This is a genomic window from Streptomyces sp. NPDC057249 (genome assembly GCF_042669245.1).
Taxonomy (GTDB): Bacteria; Actinomycetota; Actinomycetes; order Streptomycetales; family Streptomycetaceae; genus Streptomyces.
The window spans coordinates 120452-143283 of the sequence record NZ_JBHUXS010000013.1 but is presented as its reverse complement, the minus strand read 5'-3'; the positions used below and the strand labels follow the sequence as shown (position 1 = coordinate 143283).

At 72.6% G+C, this 22832-nt stretch carries 17 protein-coding genes; 9 read left to right on the top strand and 8 right to left on the bottom strand.

The features are described 5' to 3' along the window. Positions 1–31 precede the first annotated feature (31 nt). The 3 genes from ACFUJY_RS23930 to ACFUJY_RS23920 form a co-directional block, all read right to left on the bottom strand. On the bottom strand, positions 32–1006 hold the full coding sequence (locus ACFUJY_RS23930) for a ribose-phosphate diphosphokinase (protein WP_073968578.1): 975 nt from the start codon (positions 1004–1006) through the stop codon (positions 32–34). Between the two features lie 120 nt (positions 1007–1126). Next, positions 1127–2575: a bifunctional UDP-N-acetylglucosamine diphosphorylase/glucosamine-1-phosphate N-acetyltransferase GlmU gene (gene glmU / locus ACFUJY_RS23925; RefSeq protein WP_383303018.1), complete on the bottom strand. Its 1449-nt coding sequence runs from the start codon at positions 2573–2575 to the stop codon at positions 1127–1129. Positions 2576–2783: 208 nt separating this feature from the next. Continuing rightward, entirely contained in the window at positions 2784–3641 is an 858-nt protein-coding gene (locus ACFUJY_RS23920) for a hypothetical protein (protein ID WP_383303016.1), read from the bottom strand. A gap of 155 nt (positions 3642–3796) precedes the next feature. Here ACFUJY_RS23920 and ACFUJY_RS23915 point away from each other — a divergent pair, with 155 nt between their 5' ends. Beyond that, entirely contained in the window at positions 3797–5101 is a 1305-nt protein-coding gene (locus ACFUJY_RS23915) for a sensor histidine kinase (RefSeq protein ID WP_383303014.1), read from the top strand. A gap of 128 nt (positions 5102–5229) precedes the next feature. On the opposite strand, the gene ACFUJY_RS23910 is transcribed toward ACFUJY_RS23915, so the two are convergent. Beyond that, the gene (locus tag ACFUJY_RS23910) at positions 5230–5754 is read right to left on the bottom strand and encodes an SUKH-3 domain-containing protein (RefSeq protein ID WP_383303011.1); all 525 of its coding nucleotides are present in this window, start codon (positions 5752–5754) and stop codon (positions 5230–5232) included. An 8-nt stretch (positions 5755–5762) separates the two neighbouring features. Next, entirely contained in the window at positions 5763–6296 is a 534-nt protein-coding gene (locus ACFUJY_RS23905) for a YwqJ-related putative deaminase (RefSeq protein WP_383303008.1), read from the bottom strand. Between the two features lie 304 nt (positions 6297–6600). Between ACFUJY_RS23905 and ACFUJY_RS23900 the strand changes: the two genes are divergently transcribed. The 3 genes from ACFUJY_RS23900 to ACFUJY_RS23890 all read left to right on the top strand — a co-directional run bounded on the left by ACFUJY_RS23900 (position 6601) and on the right by ACFUJY_RS23890 (position 11190). Beyond that, positions 6601–7578 (top strand): SMI1/KNR4 family protein, encoded by a 978-nt coding sequence (locus ACFUJY_RS23900; protein ID WP_164402033.1) that lies wholly within the window; start codon positions 6601–6603, stop codon positions 7576–7578. A gap of 5 nt (positions 7579–7583) precedes the next feature. Next, the gene (locus ACFUJY_RS23895; protein WP_383303006.1) at positions 7584–10049 is read left to right on the top strand and encodes an SUKH-4 family immunity protein; all 2466 of its coding nucleotides are present in this window, start codon (positions 7584–7586) and stop codon (positions 10047–10049) included. Between the two features lie 196 nt (positions 10050–10245). Beyond that, positions 10246–11190 (top strand): cellulose-binding protein, encoded by a 945-nt coding sequence (locus tag ACFUJY_RS23890; protein WP_383303004.1) that lies wholly within the window; start codon positions 10246–10248, stop codon positions 11188–11190. 7 nt (positions 11191–11197) lie between these two features. Here ACFUJY_RS23890 and ACFUJY_RS23885 read toward each other — a convergent pair whose 3' ends face one another. After that, positions 11198–11653 carry a MarR family winged helix-turn-helix transcriptional regulator gene (locus ACFUJY_RS23885; protein ID WP_143620806.1) on the bottom strand — a complete coding sequence of 152 codons (456 nt, stop codon included), beginning with the start codon at positions 11651–11653 and terminating at the stop codon, positions 11198–11200. A 149-nt stretch (positions 11654–11802) separates the two neighbouring features. Between ACFUJY_RS23885 and ACFUJY_RS23880 the strand changes: the two genes are divergently transcribed. Then, on the top strand, positions 11803–13260 hold the full coding sequence (locus tag ACFUJY_RS23880; RefSeq protein WP_383303003.1) for an MFS transporter: 1458 nt from the start codon (positions 11803–11805) through the stop codon (positions 13258–13260). Positions 13261–13340: 80 nt separating this feature from the next. Here the strand turns inward: ACFUJY_RS23880 and ACFUJY_RS23875 are convergent, their stop codons facing one another. Both ACFUJY_RS23875 and ACFUJY_RS23870 read right to left on the bottom strand, forming a co-directional pair. After that, positions 13341–14210 carry a haloalkane dehalogenase gene (locus tag ACFUJY_RS23875; RefSeq protein WP_383303000.1) on the bottom strand — a complete coding sequence of 290 codons (870 nt, stop codon included), beginning with the start codon at positions 14208–14210 and terminating at the stop codon, positions 13341–13343. A 35-nt stretch (positions 14211–14245) separates the two neighbouring features. Beyond that, positions 14246–14641, bottom strand: a complete 396-nt coding sequence (locus ACFUJY_RS23870; RefSeq protein WP_383302999.1) for a pyridoxamine 5'-phosphate oxidase family protein — start codon at positions 14639–14641, stop codon at positions 14246–14248. 73 nt (positions 14642–14714) lie between these two features. Here ACFUJY_RS23870 and ACFUJY_RS23865 point away from each other — a divergent pair, with 73 nt between their 5' ends. The 4 genes from ACFUJY_RS23865 to mfd all read left to right on the top strand — a co-directional run bounded on the left by ACFUJY_RS23865 (position 14715) and on the right by mfd (position 22805). Further along, positions 14715–15305, top strand: a complete 591-nt coding sequence (locus ACFUJY_RS23865) for a TetR family transcriptional regulator (RefSeq protein ID WP_383302998.1) — start codon at positions 14715–14717, stop codon at positions 15303–15305. Between the two features lie 356 nt (positions 15306–15661). Continuing rightward, positions 15662–16450 (top strand): ABC transporter ATP-binding protein, encoded by a 789-nt coding sequence (locus tag ACFUJY_RS23860; protein WP_383302995.1) that lies wholly within the window; start codon positions 15662–15664, stop codon positions 16448–16450. Continuing rightward, positions 16447–19026, top strand: coding sequence for an ABC transporter permease (locus tag ACFUJY_RS23855; RefSeq protein ID WP_383302992.1), 2580 nt, complete (start codon positions 16447–16449; stop codon positions 19024–19026). The genes ACFUJY_RS23860 and ACFUJY_RS23855 overlap by 4 nt, the downstream gene beginning before the upstream one ends. A gap of 248 nt (positions 19027–19274) precedes the next feature. Next, the gene (gene mfd, locus ACFUJY_RS23850) at positions 19275–22805 is read left to right on the top strand and encodes a transcription-repair coupling factor (protein ID WP_383302990.1); all 3531 of its coding nucleotides are present in this window, start codon (positions 19275–19277) and stop codon (positions 22803–22805) included. Positions 22806–22832 lie beyond the last annotated feature (27 nt).

Genomic DNA, 22832 nt, shown 5'->3' with positions numbered 1-22832 from the left:
GATCAACGGCGGCGCACCCGCCGCCCCGCTCCTACTGCTCCTCGAACAGGCTCGTGACCGAGCCGTCCTCGAAGACCTCGCGCACCGCGCGGGCGATCGTCGGGGCGATCGACAGCACCTTGATCTTGTCGAGCTCCAGCTCACCCGGCGTCGGCAGGGTGTCCGTGAACACGAACTCGCTGACCTTCGAGTTCTTCAGGCGGTCCGCCGCGGGGCCCGAGAGCACACCGTGCGTTGCCGTCACGATGACGTCCTCGGCGCCGTGCGCGAACAGGGCGTCGGCGGCGGCGCAGATCGTGCCGCCCGTGTCGATCATGTCGTCGACCAGGACACAGACCCGGCCCTTCACATTGCCGACGACCTCGTGCACGGTCACCTGGTTGGCGACGTCCTTGTCACGGCGCTTGTGCACGATCGCCAGCGGGGCGTCGAGCCGGTCGCACCAGCGGTCGGCGACGCGCACCCGGCCGGCGTCCGGCGAGACGATCGTCAGCTTCGAGCGGTCCACCTTGGCGCCCACGTAGTCCGCCAGGATCGGCAGCGCGAAGAGGTGGTCCACCGGGCCGTCGAAGAAGCCCTGGATCTGGTCCGTGTGCAGGTCGACGGTCAGTATCCGGTCCGCGCCCGCCGTCTTCATCAGGTCCGCGATCAGACGGGCCGAGATCGGCTCGCGGCCGCGGTGCTTCTTGTCCTGGCGGGCGTAGCCGTAGAACGGCACGATCACCGTGATCGAACGCGCCGACGCGCGCTTCAGCGCGTCGATCATGATCAGCTGCTCCATGATCCACTTGTTGATCGGAGCCGTGTGGCTCTGGATCAGGAAGCAGTCCGCGCCACGTGCCGACTCCTGGAAGCGGACGTAGATCTCACCGTTGGCGAAATCGAAGGCCTTCGTCGGCACGAGGCCCACACCCAGCTGGTGCGCGACCTCCTCGGCCAGCTCGGGGTGGGCGCGGCCGGAGAAGAGCATCAGTTTCTTCTCGCCGGTCGTCTTGATCCCGGTCACAGCACAGTCTCCTCAGACGTGTTCCTGGCGCCGCACGCAGATGTCCCGATGTGCAACGAGCCAGCCGAAATGGGGTGAGCATCTATCACGGTACGCGGTGCTGGACGCACCTGTTTCCGGTCAGCTTTCGCCGGCCGGCCTCTCCTCCGCCGCCTGAGCCGCCTGCGCGGCGGCGCTCCCGGGACGCTTGCGCGCCACCCAACCCTCGATATTCCTTTGCTGGCCCCGGGCCACGGCCAGCGAACCGGACGGCACGTCCTTCGTGATGACCGAACCGGCGGCGGTGTAAACACCGTCCCCGACCGTGACAGGCGCCACAAACATATTGTCCGACCCGGTACGGCAGTGCGACCCGATCGTCGTGTGGTGCTTGGCCACCCCGTCGTAGTTCACGAACACGCTCGCGGCGCCGATGTTGGTGTGGTCACCGATGGTGGCGTCGCCCACGTACGACAGGTGCGGGACCTTGGTCCCCTCGCCGATCGTCGCGTTCTTCATCTCGACGTACGTCCCGGCCTTGGCCTTCGGGCCCAGCTTGGTGCCCGGCCGCAGGTAGGCGTACGGGCCCACCAGCGCGCCCGGGCCCACCTCGGCGCCGTCCGCCACCGTGTTGTCCACCCGCGCGCCCGCGTGCACGACGGTGTCCGTCAGCCGCGAGTTCGGGCCGACCTCGGCGTCCTCCGCGAGGTGCGTGGTGCCCAGCAGCTGCGTCCCCGGGTGCACGATCGCGTCCCGCTCGAACGTCACCGTGACGTCGATCAGCGTCGAGCCGGGGTCGACCACGGTCACACCGGCCGTCATGGCGCGCTCCAGCAGCCGCTGGTTCAGCAGCCGGCGGGCCTCCGCCAGCTGGACGCGGTTGTTGATGCCCAGGATCTCCCGGTGGTCGCCCGCCACGCACGCGCCGACCCGGTGCCCGGCCTCGCGCAGGATCGACAACACGTCGGTGAGGTACTCCTCGCCCTGGCTGTTGTCCGTCCGCACCTGCCCCAGCGCCTCGGCTAGCAGCTTCCCGTCGAACGCGAACACCCCGGAGTTGATCTCCCGGATCGCCCGCTGCTCGTCGCTCGCGTCCTTGTGCTCCACGATCTCGGTGACCGCACCGCTCGCCGCGTCGCGCACGATCCGCCCGTAGCCGGTGGAGTCGGGGACCTCGGCGCTGAGCACGGTGACCGCGTTGCCGTCGGCGGCGTGCGTGCCGGCGAGCGCGCCCAGCGTCTCGCCGGACAGCAGCGGGGTGTCCCCGCACACGACGACGACGGTGCCCTCGACGGCCCCGCCCAGCTCGTCGAGCGCGACCCGCACCGCGTTCCCGGTGCCCTTCTGCTCGGCCTGGTAGGCGGTGCGCACCTGCGCGTCGGCGCCGCTGAGGTGGGCGGTGACCTGCTCGTGCGCGTGGCCCACGACGACGACGAGGTGCTGGGGGTCCAGCTCGCGGGAGGCGGCGACGACATGACCGACGAGCGAGCGCCCGGAGATCTGGTGCAGAACCTTGGGGGTCTTCGACTTCATGCGGGTGCCCTCACCCGCTGCGAGGACGACGACGGCTGCCGGGCGTACGGAGCTCACGGATAGGCCCTTCGGCTTCGGGTGGTGGACATCCGCAGGATACCGGGGGGTGCCGGGCCGGACATGGGCGCGGGCCCCGACCGAGGTGGTCGGGGCCCGTGTAAGTTGCTCCCCCACCAGGATTTGAACCTGGACATACGAGACCAAAACTCGCAGTGCTGCCTGATTACACCATGGGGGAGTAAACCCGGCTGAATCGGACATTGCGTCAGCTCGCCGGATCGGCACCCAACACTATGCCGTACCAAGCGCCCTCGACGCGACGATAAAGCTCGGCGCTCTTGGTTACGTAGACGATGAGGCACCCGTGATAGGCGGCGCCCGTGTTCTTGCGGTTGGTCTTCGGTTGGTGCTTCTTGAGGGTGGCCCTCTGGAATTCGGCGCGGGGCACGCCTGTCAGGTCCGCCCAAAACTCCTCGGCGGCGGCTACATCGGCTGTTTCGTGAATGCTGACGCGAAGGCGCAGGCGGTCCTGTGTGACATCGAGTAGGGCGAGCCACTTCAGGTACACCTTGATCACGTTGGGATCGCTGTTGATGAAGACCAGGTTCTCTCGACGGCTATACGGCTTGTCTTTGGCGCCCTCGGCCCAGTAGAGCGTCACCCCTGCCAGGAAAAGCTCCCGGTCGGAGAGCTGGCCCACTGACTCACGTGCGACCCGCTTGGTCTCCTGGCGCACCTCGTCCCGTGCGGCGCGCAGGTTGGCCAGGCCGGCGTTCATGAGCGCAAGGCGCTCTTCCTCTGTGTAGCGGGGCTCAGGCTTCGGCAGATCCCGCACCCACAACGAGATCGAACTCTTCGAACACCCCAGCTCCAGCTGGATCTGGTCATACGTCTTTCCCTCAAGGCGCAGCTCCCGCGCCTTCGCCCGCAGGTCGTCCTTCGCGCGTGGGCGCTTGGTCCACTCCGGCGGGGGCTCGCCCTGCAGCAGGCGGTGGAGGGTGTCGTTGTTGCAGACCTTCAGGCGGTCCCGGATCTGGCGCACGCTCAGCCCCTCCCGCCGCAACGCCACCGCCCGCTCGCGCAGGCCCTCGAAATCCGCGTACTTGCTCGTGATGTCCGTCATGTGCCAAGCGTTGTCCGGAATGCGGACGTCCGGGTCGAATGGGCGGTCGATTCGCTATATCGGGCGGTTGTTCCCCAATCGGCCTCCGGTCGAACGTACGACGTGCTGTGCAGGTCACCCGAAAATGGGATGCGGGCGCCCGTACGCTGGATGCCATGACCGCAACGGGGGAAGACCGGGAAGCGGCGGGTCCGACCACCCGTGGCTACTGGTGGTGGGAACGGCGACGGAGTGTCGCGCTGGATGTGGGGCTCGCGCTCGTTTCGGCGGTGGAGTGCGGGTTCGAAGGGGTGGACTTCGCGGGGGACACCGGGCTTCCGGTGCCCTTCGGCGTGGTGTTCGGGGTGATCGCGGGGACCGTGCTGCTGGTGCGGCGGCGGTGGCCGATCGCCGTGGTGCTGGTCTCGATCGCGACGACGCCCGCCGAGATGGGCTACCTGATGGGCTTCGTCGGCCTGTACACGCTGGCCGCGTCCGAGGTGCCCCGGCGGATCACCGCGGTGCTGATGAGCATGTCCCTGGTGGGGACGTTCATCGTGACGTACGTACGGCTGCGCCAGGGCGTCGACGAGAACGCCGACTTCGGGCCCGGCGACGCGTATGTGCCGTTGCTGTCCCTCTTCATGGCCGTCGGGCTGGCCGCCCCGCCCGTGCTGTTCGGGCTGTACATAGGGGCCCGGCGCCGGCTGATGGAGAGCCTGCGGGAGCGCGCGGACTCGCTGGAGCGGGAGCTGTCCCTGCTCGCGGACCGGGCCGAGGAGCGGGCCGAGTGGGCCCGTACGGAGGAGCGGACCCGGATCGCCCGCGAGATGCACGACGTGGTCGCCCACCGGGTGAGCCTGATGGTCGTGCACGCGGCGGCGCTCCAGGCCGTGGCGCCCAAGGACCCCGCGAAGGCCGTGCGCAACGCGGCCCTGGTCGGCGACATGGGCCGCCAGGCGCTCACCGAGCTGCGCGAGATGCTGGGCGTCCTGCGCACCGGCGAGCCGATGCGGGCGCCGGTGGACCGGGTGCCGCTGGCCTCCGTGGGCCGGGCGGCGCAGGCCGCGGCGGAGGACGGGCCGCGGCTGGACGAGGTGGAGGCGCTGGTCGGCCAGTCGCGGGCGGCGGGCATGACCGTGGAGCTGTCGGTCGAGGGCTCCGCCCGCGCGTACGCGCCCGAGGTCGAGCAGACGGCGTACCGGGTGGTCCAGGAGGCCCTGACCAACGTCCACAAGCACGCGGCGGGCGCGCGGACGTGGGTGCGGCTGGCGCACCGGGGCGCCGAGGTCGCCATGCAGGTGGAGAACGGCCCGACGGACGCGGCGACCGCCGACGCGGGCCTGCCCAGTGGCGGCAACGGCCTGGTGGGCATGCGTGAACGAGTCCTCGCCCTGGGCGGTGTCTTCGTCTCGGGCCCTACGGACGCGGGCGGCTTCCGGGTCTCGGCGGTCCTCCCGGACGAGGGCGAGGGCATTTAGCCCGTCCGGCGTTTGAGGACGGAACCCCCGCGGTGGTGGCCGCGCACCCGGCGTGAGCCGGCGACCCGAGGGACCTGCGGCGACCGCGCACCGCACCCGGCGTGCTCCGGCGCGCCGGAGACCCGGGCTCAGCCCGAGACCAACCGTTCCGGCTGCAATCCCGTCACCAGCGTCGCCAGCGCCGTGTCGATGTCCTGGCCGAGGTACCAGTCGCCGGTGTGGTCGATGGAGTAGACCCGCCCGGTCAGGTCGATCGCGAGGACGGCCTGCCCGTCCCCCTCCTCGCCGAGCGGCGCGACCTCGGTCGCCAGCGCGCGGCCGAGGTCGCCGAGGGTGCGGGCCAGGTGCAGTCCGCTCAGCGGGTCGATGCGGACGGCCGGCGGTGCGATCTGGCGGCCCGGCGCCGTCGCGGTGATCCGGAGGCCGCCGAATTCGGCCCACGCCTCGACCGCGGCCGGGAAGACCGCGTGCTGGTGCCCGGCGGGGGAGGCGTGCGCGCGTAGGGCGTCGGCCCACTCCTCGGCCTGGCGGATGTCCCAGCGGCCGGGTGCCCAGCCGGCGGCGCGCAGGGCGGCGTCGACGGCGACGGGGAAGCGGGTGGCGGACTGGCGGTCGGGGCCGGTCTGCCGGGGCAGGTCGGTGCGGTCGTGCATGGACGCGGTCAGCTCTTCTCTGCGGTGGTGGCCGCGCCGGTCGCGGTGAGGTCGACCGGGCGTACGCCGAAGTGGGCGAGCATGACGGCGCAGGAGCGGCAGGGTGCCGCGTAGCTGCCGTGCAGCGGGTCGCCGTCCTCGCGGATGCGGCGGGCGGTGAGCCGGGCGTGCTTGAGGGAGCGGCGGGCCTCGCCGTTGGTGAGGGGTTTGCGCTGGGCGCGCTTGGAGCGCCCGGCCTCGGCGGCGGTGAGGTGCCGGGAGAGGAGTATGGCCTCGGGGCAGCGGCCGGTGAAGCGTTCGCGCTGGGCGCTGGGGAGGGTGTCCAGGAAGTCCTGGACGAGGTGGTGGAGCACCGGTGGCTGGTCGCCCTTGCCGGCGGTGCAGGTGAGTGTTTCGCCGCGTACGGACAGGGCGGCGGCGACGGCGGGCAGGATGCCGTCGCGGCGCTGGCCGAGCCGGGGCGCGGGGCCCTTGTCGGTGCTGCTCCAGCTGAGTCGTGGGTCCCCGGTCGTGACGGTCTGTGCAGAGTGTGCGGTGTGCATGGTGCTGTGTCCCTCCCGTGCCCGCAGCGGCCGCTGCCTTCTGTGCACGCCCCCGTGTTTGCGGGTGACAGCCTGCCAAATGTGTCGGGTCCTGTGAAAGCTGGGTCGGTGAAACGTGTCTGCGTGTCGCGGATCGGTGGCGCTCCCGTCGCTCGTCCGTCACGTGGTTGTGACGTTTGGTGACGGTTGTGGCCAGGGGACGGCGGGGCCGGTTCCCGTACGGGTGACACCGCTTAGGCTGTGCCTGGACCGCCTCCTGGGCAGGTCGGTCCTCATCAGCCAGACGCAGCAGGGGGCAACCGCCATGACGACAGGTCGGCTCGGGCAGCAAGCCGCGCCACCGAACGCGGCCTACGCCGGGCAGCTCGTGCACTTCCCGGACCCGGTCCGGGCGTCCCGGCATCCCAGAGGGGTGCGGATGGACGAGAACGGCTGTCCGGACTTCTCGCCGTACGCGCGTGCCGCGGCGGAGATCGCGGAGCCTCCGCAGGGTTTCGGTGTGGACGAGCTGCGGCTCACGGACTACGTGTCCGCGAACGCGGCGCTGGCCGAGGCCGGGCACGAGCTGTGGGACACGATTCCGCCGGTGGCGACACCGCACGGCTGGACCTGGCACCACGTGCCGGGTGGCCGCCGGATGGAGCTGGTCCCGGTCGAGGTGAAGGCGCTGCTGCGCCACCACGGCGGGCTGGCGTCCACGGAGGTCGACCAGGACAAGCGGGGGACGCGCCCGCTCCAGGAGACGCGCCCCGCGCACTTCCGGCTGCCCAAGGGCGCCGTGGCGGTGAGCGAGCAGCAGATCCTGGGTGTCGAGGAGGACCTCGGTTACCGGCTGCCGGGGGCGTACCGCTCGTTCCTGAAGGCGGCCGGCGGTTCGGCCCCGGTGGGCACGGCGCTCGACGCGGAGCTGGGTCTCCTGATCGACCAGCCGTTCTTCACGGTGCGCGAGGAGGCCGCCGTGAACGATCTGGTGTACGTCAACAAGTGCCTGCGCGACCACCTGACGAAGGACTATCTCGGTGTCGCCTTCGTGCAGGGCGGTCTGCTCGCGGTGAAGGTGCGCGGCGAGCGGCTGGGTTCGGTGTGGTTCTGCGCGTACGACGACGCCCGGGACCGGGACGGCTGGACGGTGCAGGAGCGGGTGGACCGGCTGCTGCTGCCGTGCGGTGAGGACTTCGACGCGTTTCTCCAGCGGCTGGCGGGCAATCCGCCGGAGCTGGAGACGGTGGCGAACCTGATGGTGGACGGCGGCTTCGCGCAGGCCGTCCCGGTGGAGGGGTGAGCGCGATGGTGACCTTCGCTCAGGCGCAGGAGCGCGCGGACGAGTGGGTGAACGGCGACGTTCCGGCGTACCAGCACCGGGAGGTGCGCGTCCGCGAATTCGAACTCGGATTCGTGGTGTGGGCCGAGGACCGTGCGGACGGACCGGTCTCCGACGGTGGCCGGCAGCGGCTGGTGATCGCGCGGGACAGCGGTGAGGCGACGCTGTGGCCCGGGCTGCCGGTCGGCGAGGTGATCCGGCGGTACGAGGAGGAGTACGGCGTGCAGGAGGCGGAGCCGGCCGCTCCGGCGCCGCCGCCCGAGCGGGTGGACCTGAACCAGACGTCGTTCCTGCTGAGCCCGCCCGAGTGGCTTCAGGAGGCGGCGGACAAGCTGGGCATCCCGGACCGGCGTGCGGACCGGGACGACACCCCGCCGCCCGCACCGGAGGCCCCGTCGTCCTTCCCGCCGCCCGCCCCGATCCCGTCCCCTTCGACGCCCTCGCAGGGCGGTTCGGTGGCGTACGAGCCGACCGCGTCGGACGGTGTGCCGGCGTCGTCGCTCCAGCCTCCCGTCGGGGCCACGCCGTGGGCGGGGACCGATGTGAACGCGGACTCGGACGACGCGGAGGTGGCGCTTCCGGCGACGGTGTTCGCGCCGCCGCTGTCGGGCGCCGACGACGAGGAGGAGCTGCCTCCGGTCGTTCCGGCGGACGCGCCGACGGCGCTGATGTCGGGTGGCAGCCAGCTGCCGAAGACGGCGATCGCGCCGAGCCTGGGCGGCGAGCGCCCGCCGGCGGGTCCGCCGGTGCCGGGTCCGCCGGTTCCGGGGACCGCGGTGCCGGGTCCGCCGGTTCCGGGGACGAGCGTGCCGGGTCCGCCCGTGCCCGGGCAGCACACCCCGCCGCCGGCTCAGCACACCCCGCCGCCCGGTCCGCCGGTCGGGCCCGGGGCCGGGGACATCGCCGATGCCGCGACGAGCAAGGCGGCCATCCCGCCGCGCGCCCCGCGCGGGGGTACGCCTCCGCCGCCGCCCGGTGCCCCCGGGACCCCGGGTGCGCGGCCGGGTGCGCCGGTGCCGCCGCCCTCGGGGCCGGGTGCGCCCGGCGCGCCCGCGGGCGGCTATGTGCCGACGCAGCTCGTCTCCCAGCTGGGCCCGCCCGGGGCCCCGCAGCCGCCCGGTCCGCCGACCCCGCCGCCCGCCGGCGGGGTGCACCAGGCGGCCACGATGTTCGCCGACCCGAACGCGTCGTCCGGTGCGGGCGTCCCGCAGCCGCCCGGTCCGCCGGGTGTTCCGGGCGCGCCCCAGCCGCCCGGTCCGCCGGGTGCGCCCGGCGCGCCCGTCGGGCAGCAGCCGCCTCCGCCGCCGGGTGCGACGCCTCCGCCCGGCCCGGGCGGGGTGCACCACGCGGCGACGATGCTCGCGGGGCCGGCGCAGACCGGTCCGGGCGCGCCGCAGCCGCCGGGTCCGCCGGTGGGCGCGCCGCCCGCGTACGGCTATCCGCAGGCGCCGCCCGGTCAGCCGACCGTCGGGCCGGGTTACCAGGCCGTGCTGCGGTTCCGGGCGCCGGACGGCAGCGAGCAGCAGCTGATCCGCCGCTCGGCGCCGGGTACGCCGCACCCGGAGTGGCAGATGCTGCACGAGCTGCGGGCGATGAACGTGCCGCCGCAGCAGGTGATCGAGCTGCACACGGAGCTGGAGTCCTGTGAGCTGCCCGGCGGCTACTGCGCCCGGATGATCCGGGAGACCTGGCCGCAGGTGCGGATCACCTCCGTCGCCCCGTACGGCACGGACCACGCGAGCCGGCAGCAGGGCATGCAGCATCTGCTGACGCACCAGGGCGAGCTGCACCAGGTGGCGGACGGTCCCGCGCGGCCCGCGCCGGTGCGGGCTCCGCTGCCGCAGATGCAGCCCGCGCCGCCGGTGCCGCCGGAGGCGCTGGCCGAGGAGATGATGCAGACCTTCGGTCCGCAGGGCGTGCTCCGCTTCGACCAGCGCGCGGTGTCGCGTCAGGGCGTGCCGGAGATCGTGGCGCGGACCCTGGTGTGGGCGGGGCTGCCCGCCGACTTCGGGCCGTTCTTCTGGGCGCAGCCGGGCCAGCCGGTGGTGCCGACCCTGGCGGAGCTGGCGGCCCAGCGGCAGGTGCAGCCGGCGTCGGACGCGGGGTCGTACCTGGTGATGGGCTCGGACTTCGGCCGGGCGATCTGCGTGCAGTACGGGACCGCGCACATCGTGGCCGTGCCAGTGGAGGCGGGTCCGGGCGGTGCGCCGGTGCCGCCGCAGTTCGTGAACACGGGGCTGCCGGAGTTCGTGCGCTGCATGGCGTTGCTGGGCCGGATGTGGCGGCTGCGGTACGGGCTGAACCCGGAGCAGGCGGGCCGCTGGACGGTGGACTTCCAGGCGCAGCTGGTGGCGCTGGACGCGGCGGCGCTGGCGTCGCCGGAGAGCTGGTGGTCGGTGCTGCTGGAACAGATGTGGGACGGCCTCATCTGATCGTTCGGTTCGCGAGGCGGGGTGCCCGGTCCCTTTCGGGGGGCCGGGCATCCCGCCTTTCCGGCATGTGATGCCGGTCGCTTCCGTCCGGAAAGCGCCGCATCGATTCCGACTTCCCGACCAATTGCCGCATCCTTGACCTATCGCTCGTTGGCCGGAGCGGCGGAGTCGGGAAGATCGGAAAGAGGCGTCAGGGATGAGTTCTGCACCGGGGTCCGCGTACGGGTTCGTCGGTGTGCGGGGCCGTGGGTACCGCCCGGAGCAGGTGGACCGTGCGGTGGCGGCCCTGTCCGCGGAGCGCGACGAGGCCGTGGCGCGGGTGGCCCGGCTGACGGAGCTGGTGGAGGAGCTGGCGGCGGAGTCGGCCCGGCTGGACGAGGCCGTGGCGCGGCTGGCCCCGCCGGACTACGGGCCGCTGGGGGAGCGGGCGCAGCGGATTCTGGCGCTGGCGGAGGAGGAGGCGGGGGAGCTTCTGGGTGCGGCTCGGGAGGAGGCGCGGGCGCTCCGGGACGAGGCGGACGCGGCTGCCCGGGCCCTGCGGGACGCGGCGCGCTCGGACGCGGAGGCGGTCCGGGCGGCGGCGGAGAGCGCGGCCGGTGAGCTGGTGGCGGCGGCGGAGGCGGCGGCCGGTGCGGCGCTGGAGGCGGCGCGTGCCGAAGCGGCCGGGCTGCGCGAGGAGGCGGAGTCCGCGATGGCGGCGACCCGCAGCCGTACGGCGAGCGTGCTGGCGCACCAGGAGCAGGAGCACGCCGAGCGGCACAAGGCGGCGGAGCGGGAGCTCGCGGAGGCCGGGGCGGCGCAGGCGGCGGAGCACGCCGGGCTGATGGAGCGCGCGGAGGCGGAGCTCGCCGCGGCGCGCCGGGCCCGGGCGGAGGCGGAGGAGGCCGCGCGGCACGGCCAGGAGGACGCGGAGGCGCGGGCGGCCGAGCTGATCGCGCGGGCGCGGGTGCGTGAGGAGCGGGTGGTGCGGGAGACCGAGCGCGTCCTGCGGGTGCACGAGGAGGGCCGCGAGGAGGTCCAGGCCCACATGGCCCACGTGCGCAGTTCGCTGGCGGCGCTGACGGGCCGGGTGTCCCCGGCGGCGGAGCCCGCACGGGAGGAGACGGCGCGGGTGCCCGCTCAGGAGCGGGCCCGCGGCTGACGGGCCCTCAGGGTCGGGGCCAGGGGCGGCACGAGAGCTGTTCGATGCTGCTGTTGAAGCGTTTGAGGTAGCCGGCGAAGGCCGCGATGTCCTCGTCGGGCCAGTCGTGCATGACCTGGTCCAGGGAGCGCACGACGCGTTCGCGCTCCGCGTCCAGGAGCCGCGCGCCCTCGTCGGTGATGCGGAACTTGCGGGCCATGCCGCCGTCGGGGTCCGGGATGCGTTCGGCGAGTCCGGCGCGGGTGACCGCGGCGGTCTGGCGGTTGAGGGTGGAGGCGTCGAGGCCGAAGGCGTCGCTGAGTTCGCCGTTGGACATGGGGCCCTGGACGCGCAGCCGGCTCAGCAGGATGTACGCGCTCCGGTCGAGGAGGGCGTACTTGTGGCGTCCGCCGCGGTGGTCGGCGAGGCTGTGGCGGCCGAGCAGCATCTGCTCGTACTCCACCTCTTCCGTGGGCCTGGGCATGGCACGGCCTCCTGCTTCTGCTGCTCGTGGGCGGCGGTTCATTCTCGCACGGAGTGTGTACGTGGCACATAATGTGTATGACGCATTGAGCATGTACGATGCATGTCGCTGTCCCGGAAGGCGGGACCACGCCCCAAGGAGTCCCCCTCATGGATGCCCCCCAGCCGTCGGCGAGGACAGGCGCCGTCGTCGCCACCCTGGCCTTCGCCGGCACCGTGGCAGCGGTCATGCAGACCCTGGTCACGCCCCTCATCGCGGAACTGCCCAAGATCCTCGACACCTCGTCGTCCAACGCCGCCTGGGTCATCACCGTGACCCTGCTGGTCTCCGCGGTGTGCGTGCCGGTCTCCGGCCGCCTCGGCGACCTGCTGGGCAAGCGGCGCATGCTGCTCGCCTGCTCGGTGCCGCTGATCGCCGGCTCGGTGGTCTGCGCGCTCTCGTCCTCCGTCGTGCCGATGATCGTCGGCCGCGGACTCCAGGGCATGGGCATGGGCATGGTCCCGCTCGGGATCGCCCTGCTGCGCGACGTGGTGCCGCCGGAGAAGATGAGCTCGTCCATCGCGCTGGTCAGCGCCTCGCTCGGCATCGGCGGCGCGCTCGGCCTGCCGATCGCCTCCGCGGTCGCCCAGTACGCCAGCTGGCGCGTGCTGTTCTGGGGCTCGGCCGTGCTGGCCGCCGCGATCTGCGCGCTGATCTGGTTCCTGATCCCGGACGTCCCGGCGGGTGCCAAGGGGCAGCGCTTCGACGTGCCCGGCGCGCTCGGCCTCGCGGCCGGCCTGGTCTCCCTGCTCCTCGCCGTCTCCAAGGGCGCCGACTGGGGCTGGGCCTCCACGACGACCATCGGCCTGTTCGCCGCCGCCGTCGTGATCCTCCTCGCCTGGGGCTTCTGGGAGCTGCGCACCACGGACCCGCTGGTCGACCTGCGCACCACGGCCCGCCCCCGGGTGCTCATCACCAACCTCGCGTCGCTCTTCGTCGGCTTCGGCATGTACGCGGGCATGCTGATCGCGCCGCAGCTGCTCCAGTTCCCCGAGGCCACCGGCTACGGGCTCGGCCAGACGATGCTCCAGGCCGGCCTGTGGATGGCCCCCGGCGGCATCATGATGATGGTCGTCTCCCCGTTCGGCGGGAAGCTCACCGACGCCCGCGGCCCGAAGTTCACCCTGATCTGCGGCGTCCTCGTCATCGCCGCCGCCTACGGCCTGGGCGTCCTGCTGATGGGCTCCGCCTGGGGCCTGATGCTGTTCCTCATGGTCAGCAGCAGCGGCGTCGGCCTCGCGTACGGGGCGATGCCCGCCCTCATCATGAGCGCGGTACCGGCTTCCGAGACCGCCGCCGCGAACGGCTTCAACACCCTGATGCGCGCCCTCGGCACCTCGGTCGGCGCCGCCGTGATCGGCGCGGTCCTCGCCCAGATGACCACCGAGACGGCCGGCTACACCTTCACCTCGGAGTCCGGCTTCCGCACGGGCCTGCTCCTCGGCTGCGGCGTCGCCCTGATCGCGGTCGCGATCTCCGCCTTCATCCCGGCGGTACGCGGCTCCGCCACCGCCTCCGACACGGCGGACGCGCCGTCCGCCCCGGAGACGGCGGCGGCCAAGGGCTGACCCGCCACGCACCCCGGACCGCCCGGCTCACCGCCCCCGCACGGGGCACCGAGCCGGGCGGTCCGCATTCCCCCGGAGCCTCACGCCCCCAGGCCGTGCCGGGCCGCCCACGCGCTGATCGCCGAGGCCAGCTCCTCCGGACGGTCCTCCGGGGAGTGGTGGCCGGCCGGTCCGTGGCGGGAGACCTCCAGGCCCGCGATGTTCGCCTCGCACCAGGCCACGGCCGCCGCGTCGGTCATGGCGCCGGGGCCGGGCTCGAACGCGGCCAGGAGCTTGGGCACGTCCGGGCTCGCGGCCAGCCAGGCGTCGTAGCGCTCGATCCGGGCCACCACGTCGGCGGGCTCACCGTCCAGCGGCATCATGCGCGTCCACGCCAGGACCGGGCGGCGGCTGTCCGGGGTCGGGAAGGGGCGCCGGTAGACGTCCAGGTCGGCGGGGTCGAGCGGGGTGGCGAGCGTCCCCGGCAGCCCCTCGATGAACGCGTTCCGCTCCAGGACGACGTCCTCGCCCGCCCCCGGCGTCCGCAGGAGCGTGAACAGCTCGCGTCCGGCGGCCGGGAACTCGTCGCCGTACAGCGGCTTGACGATCGTCTCCGTGAAGGCCAGGCCCCGGACGGTTCCGGGGAGGCGCGCGGCCCGGTCGAAGGCGAGCGCGCCGCCCCAGTCGTGCCCGATCAGCACGGCCTCGGCCAGGCCGAGCGCGTCGAACCAGGCGTCCAGGTGCCGGGCGTGGTCCTCGAAGGAGTAGGCGAGGTCGGGCTTGCCGGAGTCGCCCATGCCGATGAGGTCGGGGGCCAGCAGCCGGCGGCCGGGCGCGGCCACCCCGGGCAGGACGTCGCGCCAGAGGTGGGACGAGGTCGGGTTGCCGTGCAGGAAGACGAACGGCAGGCCGTCGGGGTCGCCGGACTCACGGTGGTGGACGGTGGTGCCGAGGACGGGAACGGTGGGCATGGCGGAACGTCACATCGCTTTCGATTCAGGGGGCTTCAGACGTTGAGGCTCAGGTGCCGGTCGATCGTGATCTCGATGACCGCCAGGTCCGGCGGGGCGGGCGGCGCGGAGCCGTACCGGGCGGTGTAGCGGCGGACCGCCTCCGCCAGGCGCACGGGATCGGCGCCGACCGACGCCCGGCCTTCGAGGGTGATCCAGCGCGGCCCGTCCGCCTGGCAGAGGGCGACCCGGGCCGCCGGGCCGCCCGCCGCCACGTTGCGCGCCTTGCGGGCGGCGGCCCGGGTGGTCACCCGGGCGAGGCCGGTGGCCGGGTCGAAGGTGAAGCGGACCGGGGCGACGTGCGGGGTGCCGTCGGGGCGCAGCGTAGTGAGCGTGGCGGTGTGCGGGAGGGCGAGGAAGGCGCGGGCGGCGCGGGTCAGCGTGATGCTCATGACGGGGTGCTTCCTTCGTGCGGCGGCGGGACTCCCTTGACTGTGGAGATCACGCCCCGCACGCTCAACGCTGATGAATAACGCCGTGGCCGCCCCCGCCCGGCCCCGTGGCCGGCCCCGGGGCAATCCGCCGACCCGCGCCTCGCTCGTCGTGGCGGCGCGGGTGCTGTTCCTGGAGCGCGGCTACCGGGCCACCACGCTGCGCGCCGTGGCCGCCGCCGCCGGCGTCGACCCGGCTCTGATCTCGTATCACTTCGGTTCCAAGAAGAGCCTGTTCGCCGAGGTGATGCAGGTCGGATGTGCCGAGGCGCTGGCGGTGGACGAGGTGCTGGGCGGTGACCCGGCCACCCTGCCCGGACGGCTCGTCGACGCGGTGACGGGCCTGTGGGAGGACGCCGAGTTCCGCCGGCTCGCCACCCGGGGCGGGGCCGCCGACGAAGCCGTCCGCGACTACCTGGAACAGGAGCTGCTGGGGCGGCTCGTTGAATTTCTCGGCGGTCCGGACGCGACCGCCCGGGCCACCGCCGTGGTGACCGTGCTCGGCGGGATCATCTACACCCGCTATCTGAACCCGCTCCCCACCCCGGCCGCCCTCACCCCGGCCGAGACCCGCGCCGCCCTCGTTCCGGCCGTCCGCGCGGCACTCGCCCCCCGGCGTCGGTAGGGCCTCGGCTCCACCCCGAGGCGTGGACCCCTGGGTGCACTCCCTGAGACCGGGGTCCACCCGGGGGCCCAGCCCCCTAGGGGGAGCTCCTTACCGCGGGCCAGGGGCCGTTCCTCCCGGTGGAGGACGTGCGGGGGCGGGGTCTCTCCGTAGCGTTGTCGTCGTACCGCAGACGTACCGCAGACGCACCGCAGACGCACCGCAGACGCACCGCCGAAGGGCGGACCACAGGGGACGGGGTGGGGAAAACCCCACCGGAAGACTGCGCTGGGCACCAGCGCGCCGGACCCCCTCCGCACAGCAGACTTCACAGCAGACGGCGACAACCCGTCGCTGACCGACATAGGAGAAATACCGTGACAACGGCTGTAACCATTCCCAGGCACGGGGGCACTGGAGGGCGTACGGCCGTGGCTGCGCGGGCGCGGCAGGTCGTCAAGGCGTACGGGTCCGGAGAGACCCGGGTCGTCGCACTCGACCACGTGGACGTGGACATCGCCCGCGGGCAGTTCACCGCGATCATGGGCCCGTCCGGCTCCGGCAAGTCGACGCTGATGCACTGCCTGGCGGGCCTGGACACCGTGACGTCCGGCCAGATCCACGTCGCCGACACCGAGATCACCGGGCTCAAGGACAAGAAGCTCACCCAGCTCCGGCGCGACCGCATCGGGTTCATCTTCCAGGCGTTCAACCTGCTGCCGACGCTGAACGCGCTGGAGAACATCACGCTGCCGATGGACATCGCCGGCCGCAAGCCCGACGCCGCCTGGCTCGACCAGGTCGTGGAGACCGTCGGCCTGGCCGGCCGCCTCAAGCACCGGCCGACCCAGCTCTCCGGCGGCCAGCAGCAGCGCGTCGCGGTGGCGCGGGCCCTCGCCGCCAAGCCGGAGATCATCTTCGGCGACGAGCCGACCGGGAACCTGGACTCCCGGGCCGGCGCCGAGGTCCTGAGCTTCCTGCGCAGGTCCGTGGACGAGCTGGGCCAGACCATCGTCATGGTCACCCACGACCCGGTCGCCGCCTCCTACGCGGACCGGGTGCTCTACCTCGCCGACGGGCGCATCGTGGACGAGATGCACAACCCCACCGCCGACCAGGTGCTGGACCGCATGAAGGACTTCGACGCGCGTGGGCGGACGTCATGACCGTCTGGAAGACCTCGATGCGCAACTTCCTCGCGCACAAGGGACGCATGGCGCTCTCCGCCGTCGCCGTCCTGCTCTCGGTGGCGTTCGTCTGCGGCACGCTCGTCTTCACCGACACCATGAACACCACGTTCGACAAGCTCTTCGCCGCCACCTCCGCCGACGTCACCGTCAGCCCGAAGAAGGCGAAGGTGGACGACATACCGGAGAACGGGAAGCCGGAATCGCTGCCCGCCTCCCTCCTCGCGAAGGCCGCGAAGGCCGACGGGGTGAAGAAGGCCGAGGGCGGCGTCTCCAGCTCCTCCGTCACCGTCGTCGACAGCCACAACGAGAACATGGGCTCCGAGACCGGCGCCCCCACCATCGCGGGCAACTGGACGCAGAACGACCTGCGGTCCATGGAGATCACCTCCGGCCACGCCCCGCGCGGCCCGACCGAGGTCATGGTCGACGCCGACACCGCCGAGAAGCACCACCTGAAGATCGGTGACGAGCTGCGCACCATCGCGGCCACCGGCGACCTCAAGGGGAAGATCACCGGCATCGTCGCCTTCAAGGTGACCAACCCGGGCGCGGCCATCGTCTACCTGGACACCGCCACCGCCCAGCGCGCGCTGCTCGGTGCCCCCGACCGCTTCTCGCACCTCTCCATCACCGCCGAACAGGGCGTCAGCGACGCCCAGCTGAAGCGGAACGTGACCCAGGCGCTCGACGGCTCCGCCGCGTACAAGATCCGGACGCAGGCGGAGGCCGCGGCCGAGAACAAGGACTCCATGGGGTCGTTCCTCGACGTCATGAAGTACGCGATGCTCGGCTTCGCCGGGATCGCCTTCCTCGTCGGCATCTTCCTCATCGTCAACACCTTCTCGATGCTGGTCGCCCAGCGCACCCGCGAGATCGGTCTGATGCGGGCCATCGGCTCCAGCCGCAAGCAGGTCAACCGCTCGGTGCTGCTCGAAGCGGTGCTCCTGGGCATCGTCGGCTCCGTGCTCGGCGTCGGCGCCGGCATCGGCCTCGCCGTCGGGCTGATGAAGGTCATGGGCGCCATCGGCATGGAGCTGTCCACCGAGGACCTGACCATCGCCTGGACGACCCCGGTGGTCGGGCTCGCGCTCGGCATCGTCGTCACCGTCCTCGCCGCGTACATCCCGGCCCGCCGGGCCGGCAAGGTCTCCCCGATGGCCGCCCTGCGCGACGCCGGCACCCCGGCGGACGCCAAGTCCGGCTGGGTCAGGGCCGGCCTCGGCCTGGTGGTCACCGGCGCCGGCGCCGCCGCCCTCTGGGCGACGACGCGGGTGGACGAGGCGAGTGACGGCTCCGGCCTCCTCGGCCTCGGCGTGCTGCTGACGCTCGTCGGCTTCATCGTGATCGGCCCGCTGCTCGCCGGAGTCGTCGTACGGGCGCTGAGCGCCGTCCTGCTGAGGTTCTTCGGCCCGGTCGGCCGGCTCGCCGAGCGCAACGCGCTGCGCAACCCGCGCCGCACCGGTGCCACCGGCGCGGCCCTGATGATCGGCCTCGCCCTGGTGGCGTGCCTGTCCGTGGTCGGTTCGTCCATGGTCGCCTCGGCCACCGACGAACTGGACAAGTCGGTGGGCGCGGACTTCATCGTCCAGTCGGCCAACGGCCAGCTGATCGTCCCGCAGGCCGCCGAGGCCCTGGCCTCCGCCCCGGGCATCGACCACCTCACGCACTACAAGGTCCTGAGCGCGAAGCTGACCGGCCCGGACGGCAAGGCGTCCGACGAGGAGGTCACGGCGGCCGACCCGACGTACGCCGAGGACGTGCGCCGCGACGTCCTCTCCGGCGACCTGGACGAGGCGTACGGCAAGGACGCCATGTCGGTCGGCGAGGAGTACGCCACCGCGCACGGCATCGAGGTCGGCGACACGGTCACCGTCGCGTTCAAGGCCGGCGACGAGGCGAAGCTGAGGGTCGCCGCGATCACCTCGGACGAGACCAGCCTCGACCAGGGCGCGATGTACCTGAACACCACGACCGCCCAGCGGTACGTCCCCGCCGACAAGATGCCCCAGAACATGATCATGTTCGCCAAGGCGAAGGACGGCCAGGAGGACGCGGCGTACGCGGCGCTGAAGAGCGCGGTCGCGAAGTACCCGCAGTACAAGGTGCAGAATCAGGCCGACTTCAAGGAGGACCTGAAGGACCAGATCGGCCAGCTCCTGAACGTCGTGTACGGCCTGCTCGCCCTGGCGATCATCGTCGCGGTGCTCGGTGTGGTGAACACCCTGGCCCTGTCGGTGGTGGAGCGGACCCGCGAGATCGGCCTGATGCGCGCCATCGGCCTCTCCCGGCGCCAGCTGCGCCGCATGATCCGGCTGGAGTCCGTGGTCATCGCCCTCTTCGGCGCCCTGCTCGGCCTCGGCCTGGGCATGGGCTGGGGCACCTCGGCCCAGCAGCTGCTGGCCCTGGAGGGCCTGGGCGTCCTGGACATCCCGTGGCCGACCATCATCACGGTGTTCGTCGCCTCCGCCTTCGTCGGACTGTTCGCCGCCCTGGTCCCGGCCTTCCGGGCGGGCCGGATGAACGTGCTGAACGCGATCGCCACGGACGGGTGAGACGGACGGCCCCGCACGGACGGAATCCGGCCCCGGCGCGCTCCTCGGAGCGCGCCGGGGCCGGTGCGTGTGCGGTACGTGTGTGGCTTGTGGGCCGCTGTCGCGCAAGCGGCCGTCTTCCCCGGGTCGTACGCTAGTAACCCCCGGCCCGTCACCCGTGTCGGGCCCTTCGCGTTGCCCCCGGGGCGGCGCGCCCTGGCGGCAGCCGGCCGTCAGAGCCCTTCTTCTCACCCGGACGGAAGCCCTTCATGAGCCTGAACGGTCTGCTGGATGTCGTCGTACGTGATCCGGCGCTCGACGAAGCGGTGAAGGCCGCCGGTGACGGCCGCCGGATGCACATCGACCTGGTGGGCCCGCCCGCCGCGCGGCCCTTCGCCGTTGCCGCGCTGGCCCGGGACGCCGGGCGGACGGTCCTCGCGGTCACCGCGACCGGCCGGGAGGCGGAGGACCTGGCGACCGCGCTGCGCACCATGCTGCCGCCGGACACGATCGCGGAGTTCCCGTCCTGGGAGACCCTGCCGCACGAGCGCCTGTCGCCCCGCTCCGACACCGTGGGCCGCCGGCTCGCCGTGCTGCGGCGCCTGGCGCACCCGCGCGCCGACGACCCGGAGACCGGGCCGGTCTCGGTCGTCGTCGCGCCGATCCGGTCCGTGCTCCAGCCGCAGGTCAAGGGGCTCGCGGACCTGGAGCCCGTCTCGTTGCGCACCGGGCAGAGCGCCGACCTCGGCGAGACCGTGGAGGCGCTGGCGGCAGCCGCGTACGCCCGGGTCGAACTGGTCGAGAAGCGCGGCGAGTTCGCGGTGCGCGGCGGCATCCTGGACGTGTTCCCGCCCACCGAGGAGCACCCGCTCCGGGTGGAGTTCTGGGGTGACGACGTCGAGGAGATCCGCTACTTCAAGATCGCCGACCAGCGGTCCCTGGAGGTCGCCGAGCACGGCCTGTGGGCGCCGCCCTGCCGGGAGCTCCTGCTGACGGACGAGGTGCGGGAGCGGGCCGCCGCGCTCGCCGAGGCCCACCCGGAGCTGGGCGAACTCCTCGACAAGATCGCCGAGGGCATCGCGGTGGAGGGCATGGAGTCCCTGGCACCGGTCCTCGTGGACGACATGGAACTGCTGCTCGACGTGCTGCCCGAGGGCGCGATGGCCGTCGTCTGCGACCCCGAGCGGGTCCGGACCCGGGCCGCGGACCTTGTCGCGACCAGCCAGGAGTTCCTCCAGGCGTCCTGGGCGGCGTCGGCGGGTGGTGGCGAGGCCCCGATCGACGTCGGCGCGGCCTCGCTGCGCGGCATCGCGGACGTGCGCGAGCGGGCCCGTGAGCTGGACATGATGTGGTGGTCGATCTCCCCGTTCGCGGCGGACGCGGAGCTGGACGCGGACACCCTGGCGCTGGGCATGCAGGCGCCGGAGATGTACCGGGGGGACACCGCGCGGGCGTTCGCCGACACCAAGGGCCGGCTGGCCGACGGCTGGCGCACGGTGTACGTCACGGAGGGCCAGGGGCTCGCCTCGCGTACGGTCGAGATGCTGGGCGGCGAGGGGATCGCGGCCCGGCTCGACCCGGACCTGGACGAGATCACCCCGTCCGTGGTGCACGTCTCGTGCGGGGCCATCGACCACGGCTTCGTCCACCCCGGCCTGAAGCTCGCGGTGCTCACGGAGACCGACCTCACCGGGCAGCGCACCGCCACCAAGGACCTGGGCCGGATGCCGGTGCGGCGGCGCAAGACGATCGACCCGCTGACGCTGGAGGCCGGCGACTACATCGTGCACGAGCAGCACGGCGTGGGCCGCTACATCGAGATGGTGCAGCGCACCGTGCAGGGGGCGACGCGCGAGTACCTGCTGGTCGAGTACGCCCCCGCCAAGCGCGGGCAGCCCGGCGACCGGCTGTACATCCCGACCGACCAGCTGGAGCAGGTCACCAAGTACGTCGGCGGCGAGGCCCCGACCCTGCACCGGCTCGGCGGCGCGGACTGGACGAAGACGAAGGCGCGCGCCAAGAAGGCCGTCAAGGAGATCGCCGCCGACCTGATCAAGCTGTACTCGGCCCGGATGGCGGCCCCCGGCCACACCTTCGGCCCGGACACCCCCTGGCAGCGCGAGCTGGAGGACGCGTTCCCGTACGCGGAGACGCCCGACCAGCTGACGACGATCGCCGAGGTCAAGGAGGACATGGAGAAGTCGGTCCCGATGGACCGGCTGATCTGCGGCGACGTGGGGTACGGCAAGACGGAGATCGCGGTCCGCGCCGCGTTCAAGGCGGTGCAGGACGGGAAGCAGGTCGCCGTCCTCGTCCCCACCACACTGCTCGTGCAGCAGCACTACGGCACGTTCACCGAGCGCTATTCCCAGTTCCCCGTCAACGTGCGCGCGCTGAGCCGCTTCCAGTCCGAGGCCGAGTCCAAGGCGACGCTGGCCGGGCTGAAGGACGGCTCCGTCGACCTGGTCATCGGCACCCACCGCCTGTTCTCCTCGGAGACGAAGTTCAAGGACCTGGGCCTCGTGATCGTGGACGAGGAGCAGCGGTTCGGCGTCGAGCACAAGGAGCAGCTGAAGAAGCTCCGCGCCAACGTGGACGTGCTGACCATGTCCGCGACGCCCATCCCCCGTACGCTCGAAATGGCGGTCACCGGCATCCGCGAGATGTCGACCATCACCACCCCGCCCGAGGAGCGCCACCCGGTCCTGACCTTCGTCGGCCCGTACGAGGAGAAGCAGATCGGCGCCGCGATCCGGCGTGAACTGCTGCGTGAGGGCCAGGCGTTCTACATCCACAACCGGGTCGAGTCGATCGACCGGGCGGCGGCGCGGCTGCGCGAGATCGTGCCGGAGGCGCGGATCGCCACGGCGCACGGGCAGATGTCCGAACAGGCCCTGGAACAGGTCGTGGTGGACTTCTGGGAGAAGAAGTTCGACGTGCTGGTCTCCACGACGATCGTGGAGTCCGGCATCGACATCTCCAACGCGAACACGCTGATCGTGGAGCGCGGCGACAACTTCGGCCTCTCCCAGCTGCACCAGCTGCGCGGCCGGGTCGGCCGTGGCCGCGACCGGGGCTACGCGTACTTCCTCTACCCCCCGGAGAAGCCCCTGACGGAGACCGCCCACGAGCGCCTGGCCACGATCGCCCAGCACACCGAGATGGGCGCGGGCATGTACGTGGCCATGAAGGACCTGGAGATCCGCGGCGCGGGCAACCTGCTCGGCGGCGAGCAGTCCGGTCACATCGCGGGCGTCGGCTTCGACCTGTACGTACGCATGGTGGGCGAGGCGGTCGCGGACTACCGGGCGTCCCTGGAGGGCGGCGTCGAGGAGGAGCCGCCGCTGGAGGTCAAGATCGAGCTCCCGGTCGACGCGCACGTCCCGCACGACTACGCCCCCGGCGAGCGGCTGCGCCTCCAGGCGTACCGCTCGATCGCCTCGGCGTCCTCGGAGGACGACATCAAGGCGGTCCGCGAGGAGCTGACCGACCGCTACGGCAAGCTTCCGGAGCCGGTCGAGAACCTGCTCCTGGTGGCGGGCCTGCGCATGCTGGCGCGCGCCTGCGGGGTCGGCGACATCGTGCTCCAGGGGCCGAACATCCGCTTCGCGCCGGTGGAGCTGCGCGAGTCGCAGGAGCTGCGGCTGAAGCGGCTGTACCCGAAGACGGTCATCAAGCCGGCGGTCCACCAGATCCTGGTGCCGCGCCCGACGACGGGCAAGATCGGCGGCAAGCCGGTGGTGGGACGCGAACTGCTGGCGTGGACGGGCGAGTTCCTGACGACGATCCTGGGGTCGTGAGGGTCTGAGCGCGGACGCGGGTGCGGT

What these genes read in the sequence shown, in the direction of transcription:
- ACFUJY_RS23920 (WP_383303016.1), bottom strand. Translation starts at nt 3,641, where the DNA reads ATGACGGACATCACGAGCAAGTACGCGGATTTCGAGGGCCTGCGCGAG.
- ACFUJY_RS23915 (WP_383303014.1), top strand. Translation starts at nt 3,797, where the DNA reads ATGACCGCAACGGGGGAAGACCGGGAAGCGGCGGGTCCGACCACCCGT.
- ACFUJY_RS23910 (WP_383303011.1), bottom strand. Translation starts at nt 5,754, where the DNA reads ATGCACGACCGCACCGACCTGCCCCGGCAGACCGGCCCCGACCGCCAG.
- ACFUJY_RS23905 (WP_383303008.1), bottom strand. Translation starts at nt 6,296, where the DNA reads ATGCACACCGCACACTCTGCACAGACCGTCACGACCGGGGACCCACGA.
- ACFUJY_RS23900 (WP_164402033.1), top strand. Translation starts at nt 6,601, where the DNA reads ATGACGACAGGTCGGCTCGGGCAGCAAGCCGCGCCACCGAACGCGGCC.
- ACFUJY_RS23895 (WP_383303006.1), top strand. Translation starts at nt 7,584, where the DNA reads ATGGTGACCTTCGCTCAGGCGCAGGAGCGCGCGGACGAGTGGGTGAAC.
- ACFUJY_RS23890 (WP_383303004.1), top strand. Translation starts at nt 10,246, where the DNA reads ATGAGTTCTGCACCGGGGTCCGCGTACGGGTTCGTCGGTGTGCGGGGC.
- ACFUJY_RS23885 (WP_143620806.1), bottom strand. Translation starts at nt 11,653, where the DNA reads ATGCCCAGGCCCACGGAAGAGGTGGAGTACGAGCAGATGCTGCTCGGC.
- ACFUJY_RS23880 (WP_383303003.1), top strand. Translation starts at nt 11,803, where the DNA reads ATGGATGCCCCCCAGCCGTCGGCGAGGACAGGCGCCGTCGTCGCCACC.
- ACFUJY_RS23875 (WP_383303000.1), bottom strand. Translation starts at nt 14,210, where the DNA reads ATGCCCACCGTTCCCGTCCTCGGCACCACCGTCCACCACCGTGAGTCC.
- ACFUJY_RS23870 (WP_383302999.1), bottom strand. Translation starts at nt 14,641, where the DNA reads ATGAGCATCACGCTGACCCGCGCCGCCCGCGCCTTCCTCGCCCTCCCG.
- ACFUJY_RS23865 (WP_383302998.1), top strand. Translation starts at nt 14,715, where the DNA reads ATGAATAACGCCGTGGCCGCCCCCGCCCGGCCCCGTGGCCGGCCCCGG.
- ACFUJY_RS23855 (WP_383302992.1), top strand. Translation starts at nt 16,447, where the DNA reads ATGACCGTCTGGAAGACCTCGATGCGCAACTTCCTCGCGCACAAGGGA.
- mfd (WP_383302990.1), top strand. Translation starts at nt 19,275, where the DNA reads ATGAGCCTGAACGGTCTGCTGGATGTCGTCGTACGTGATCCGGCGCTC.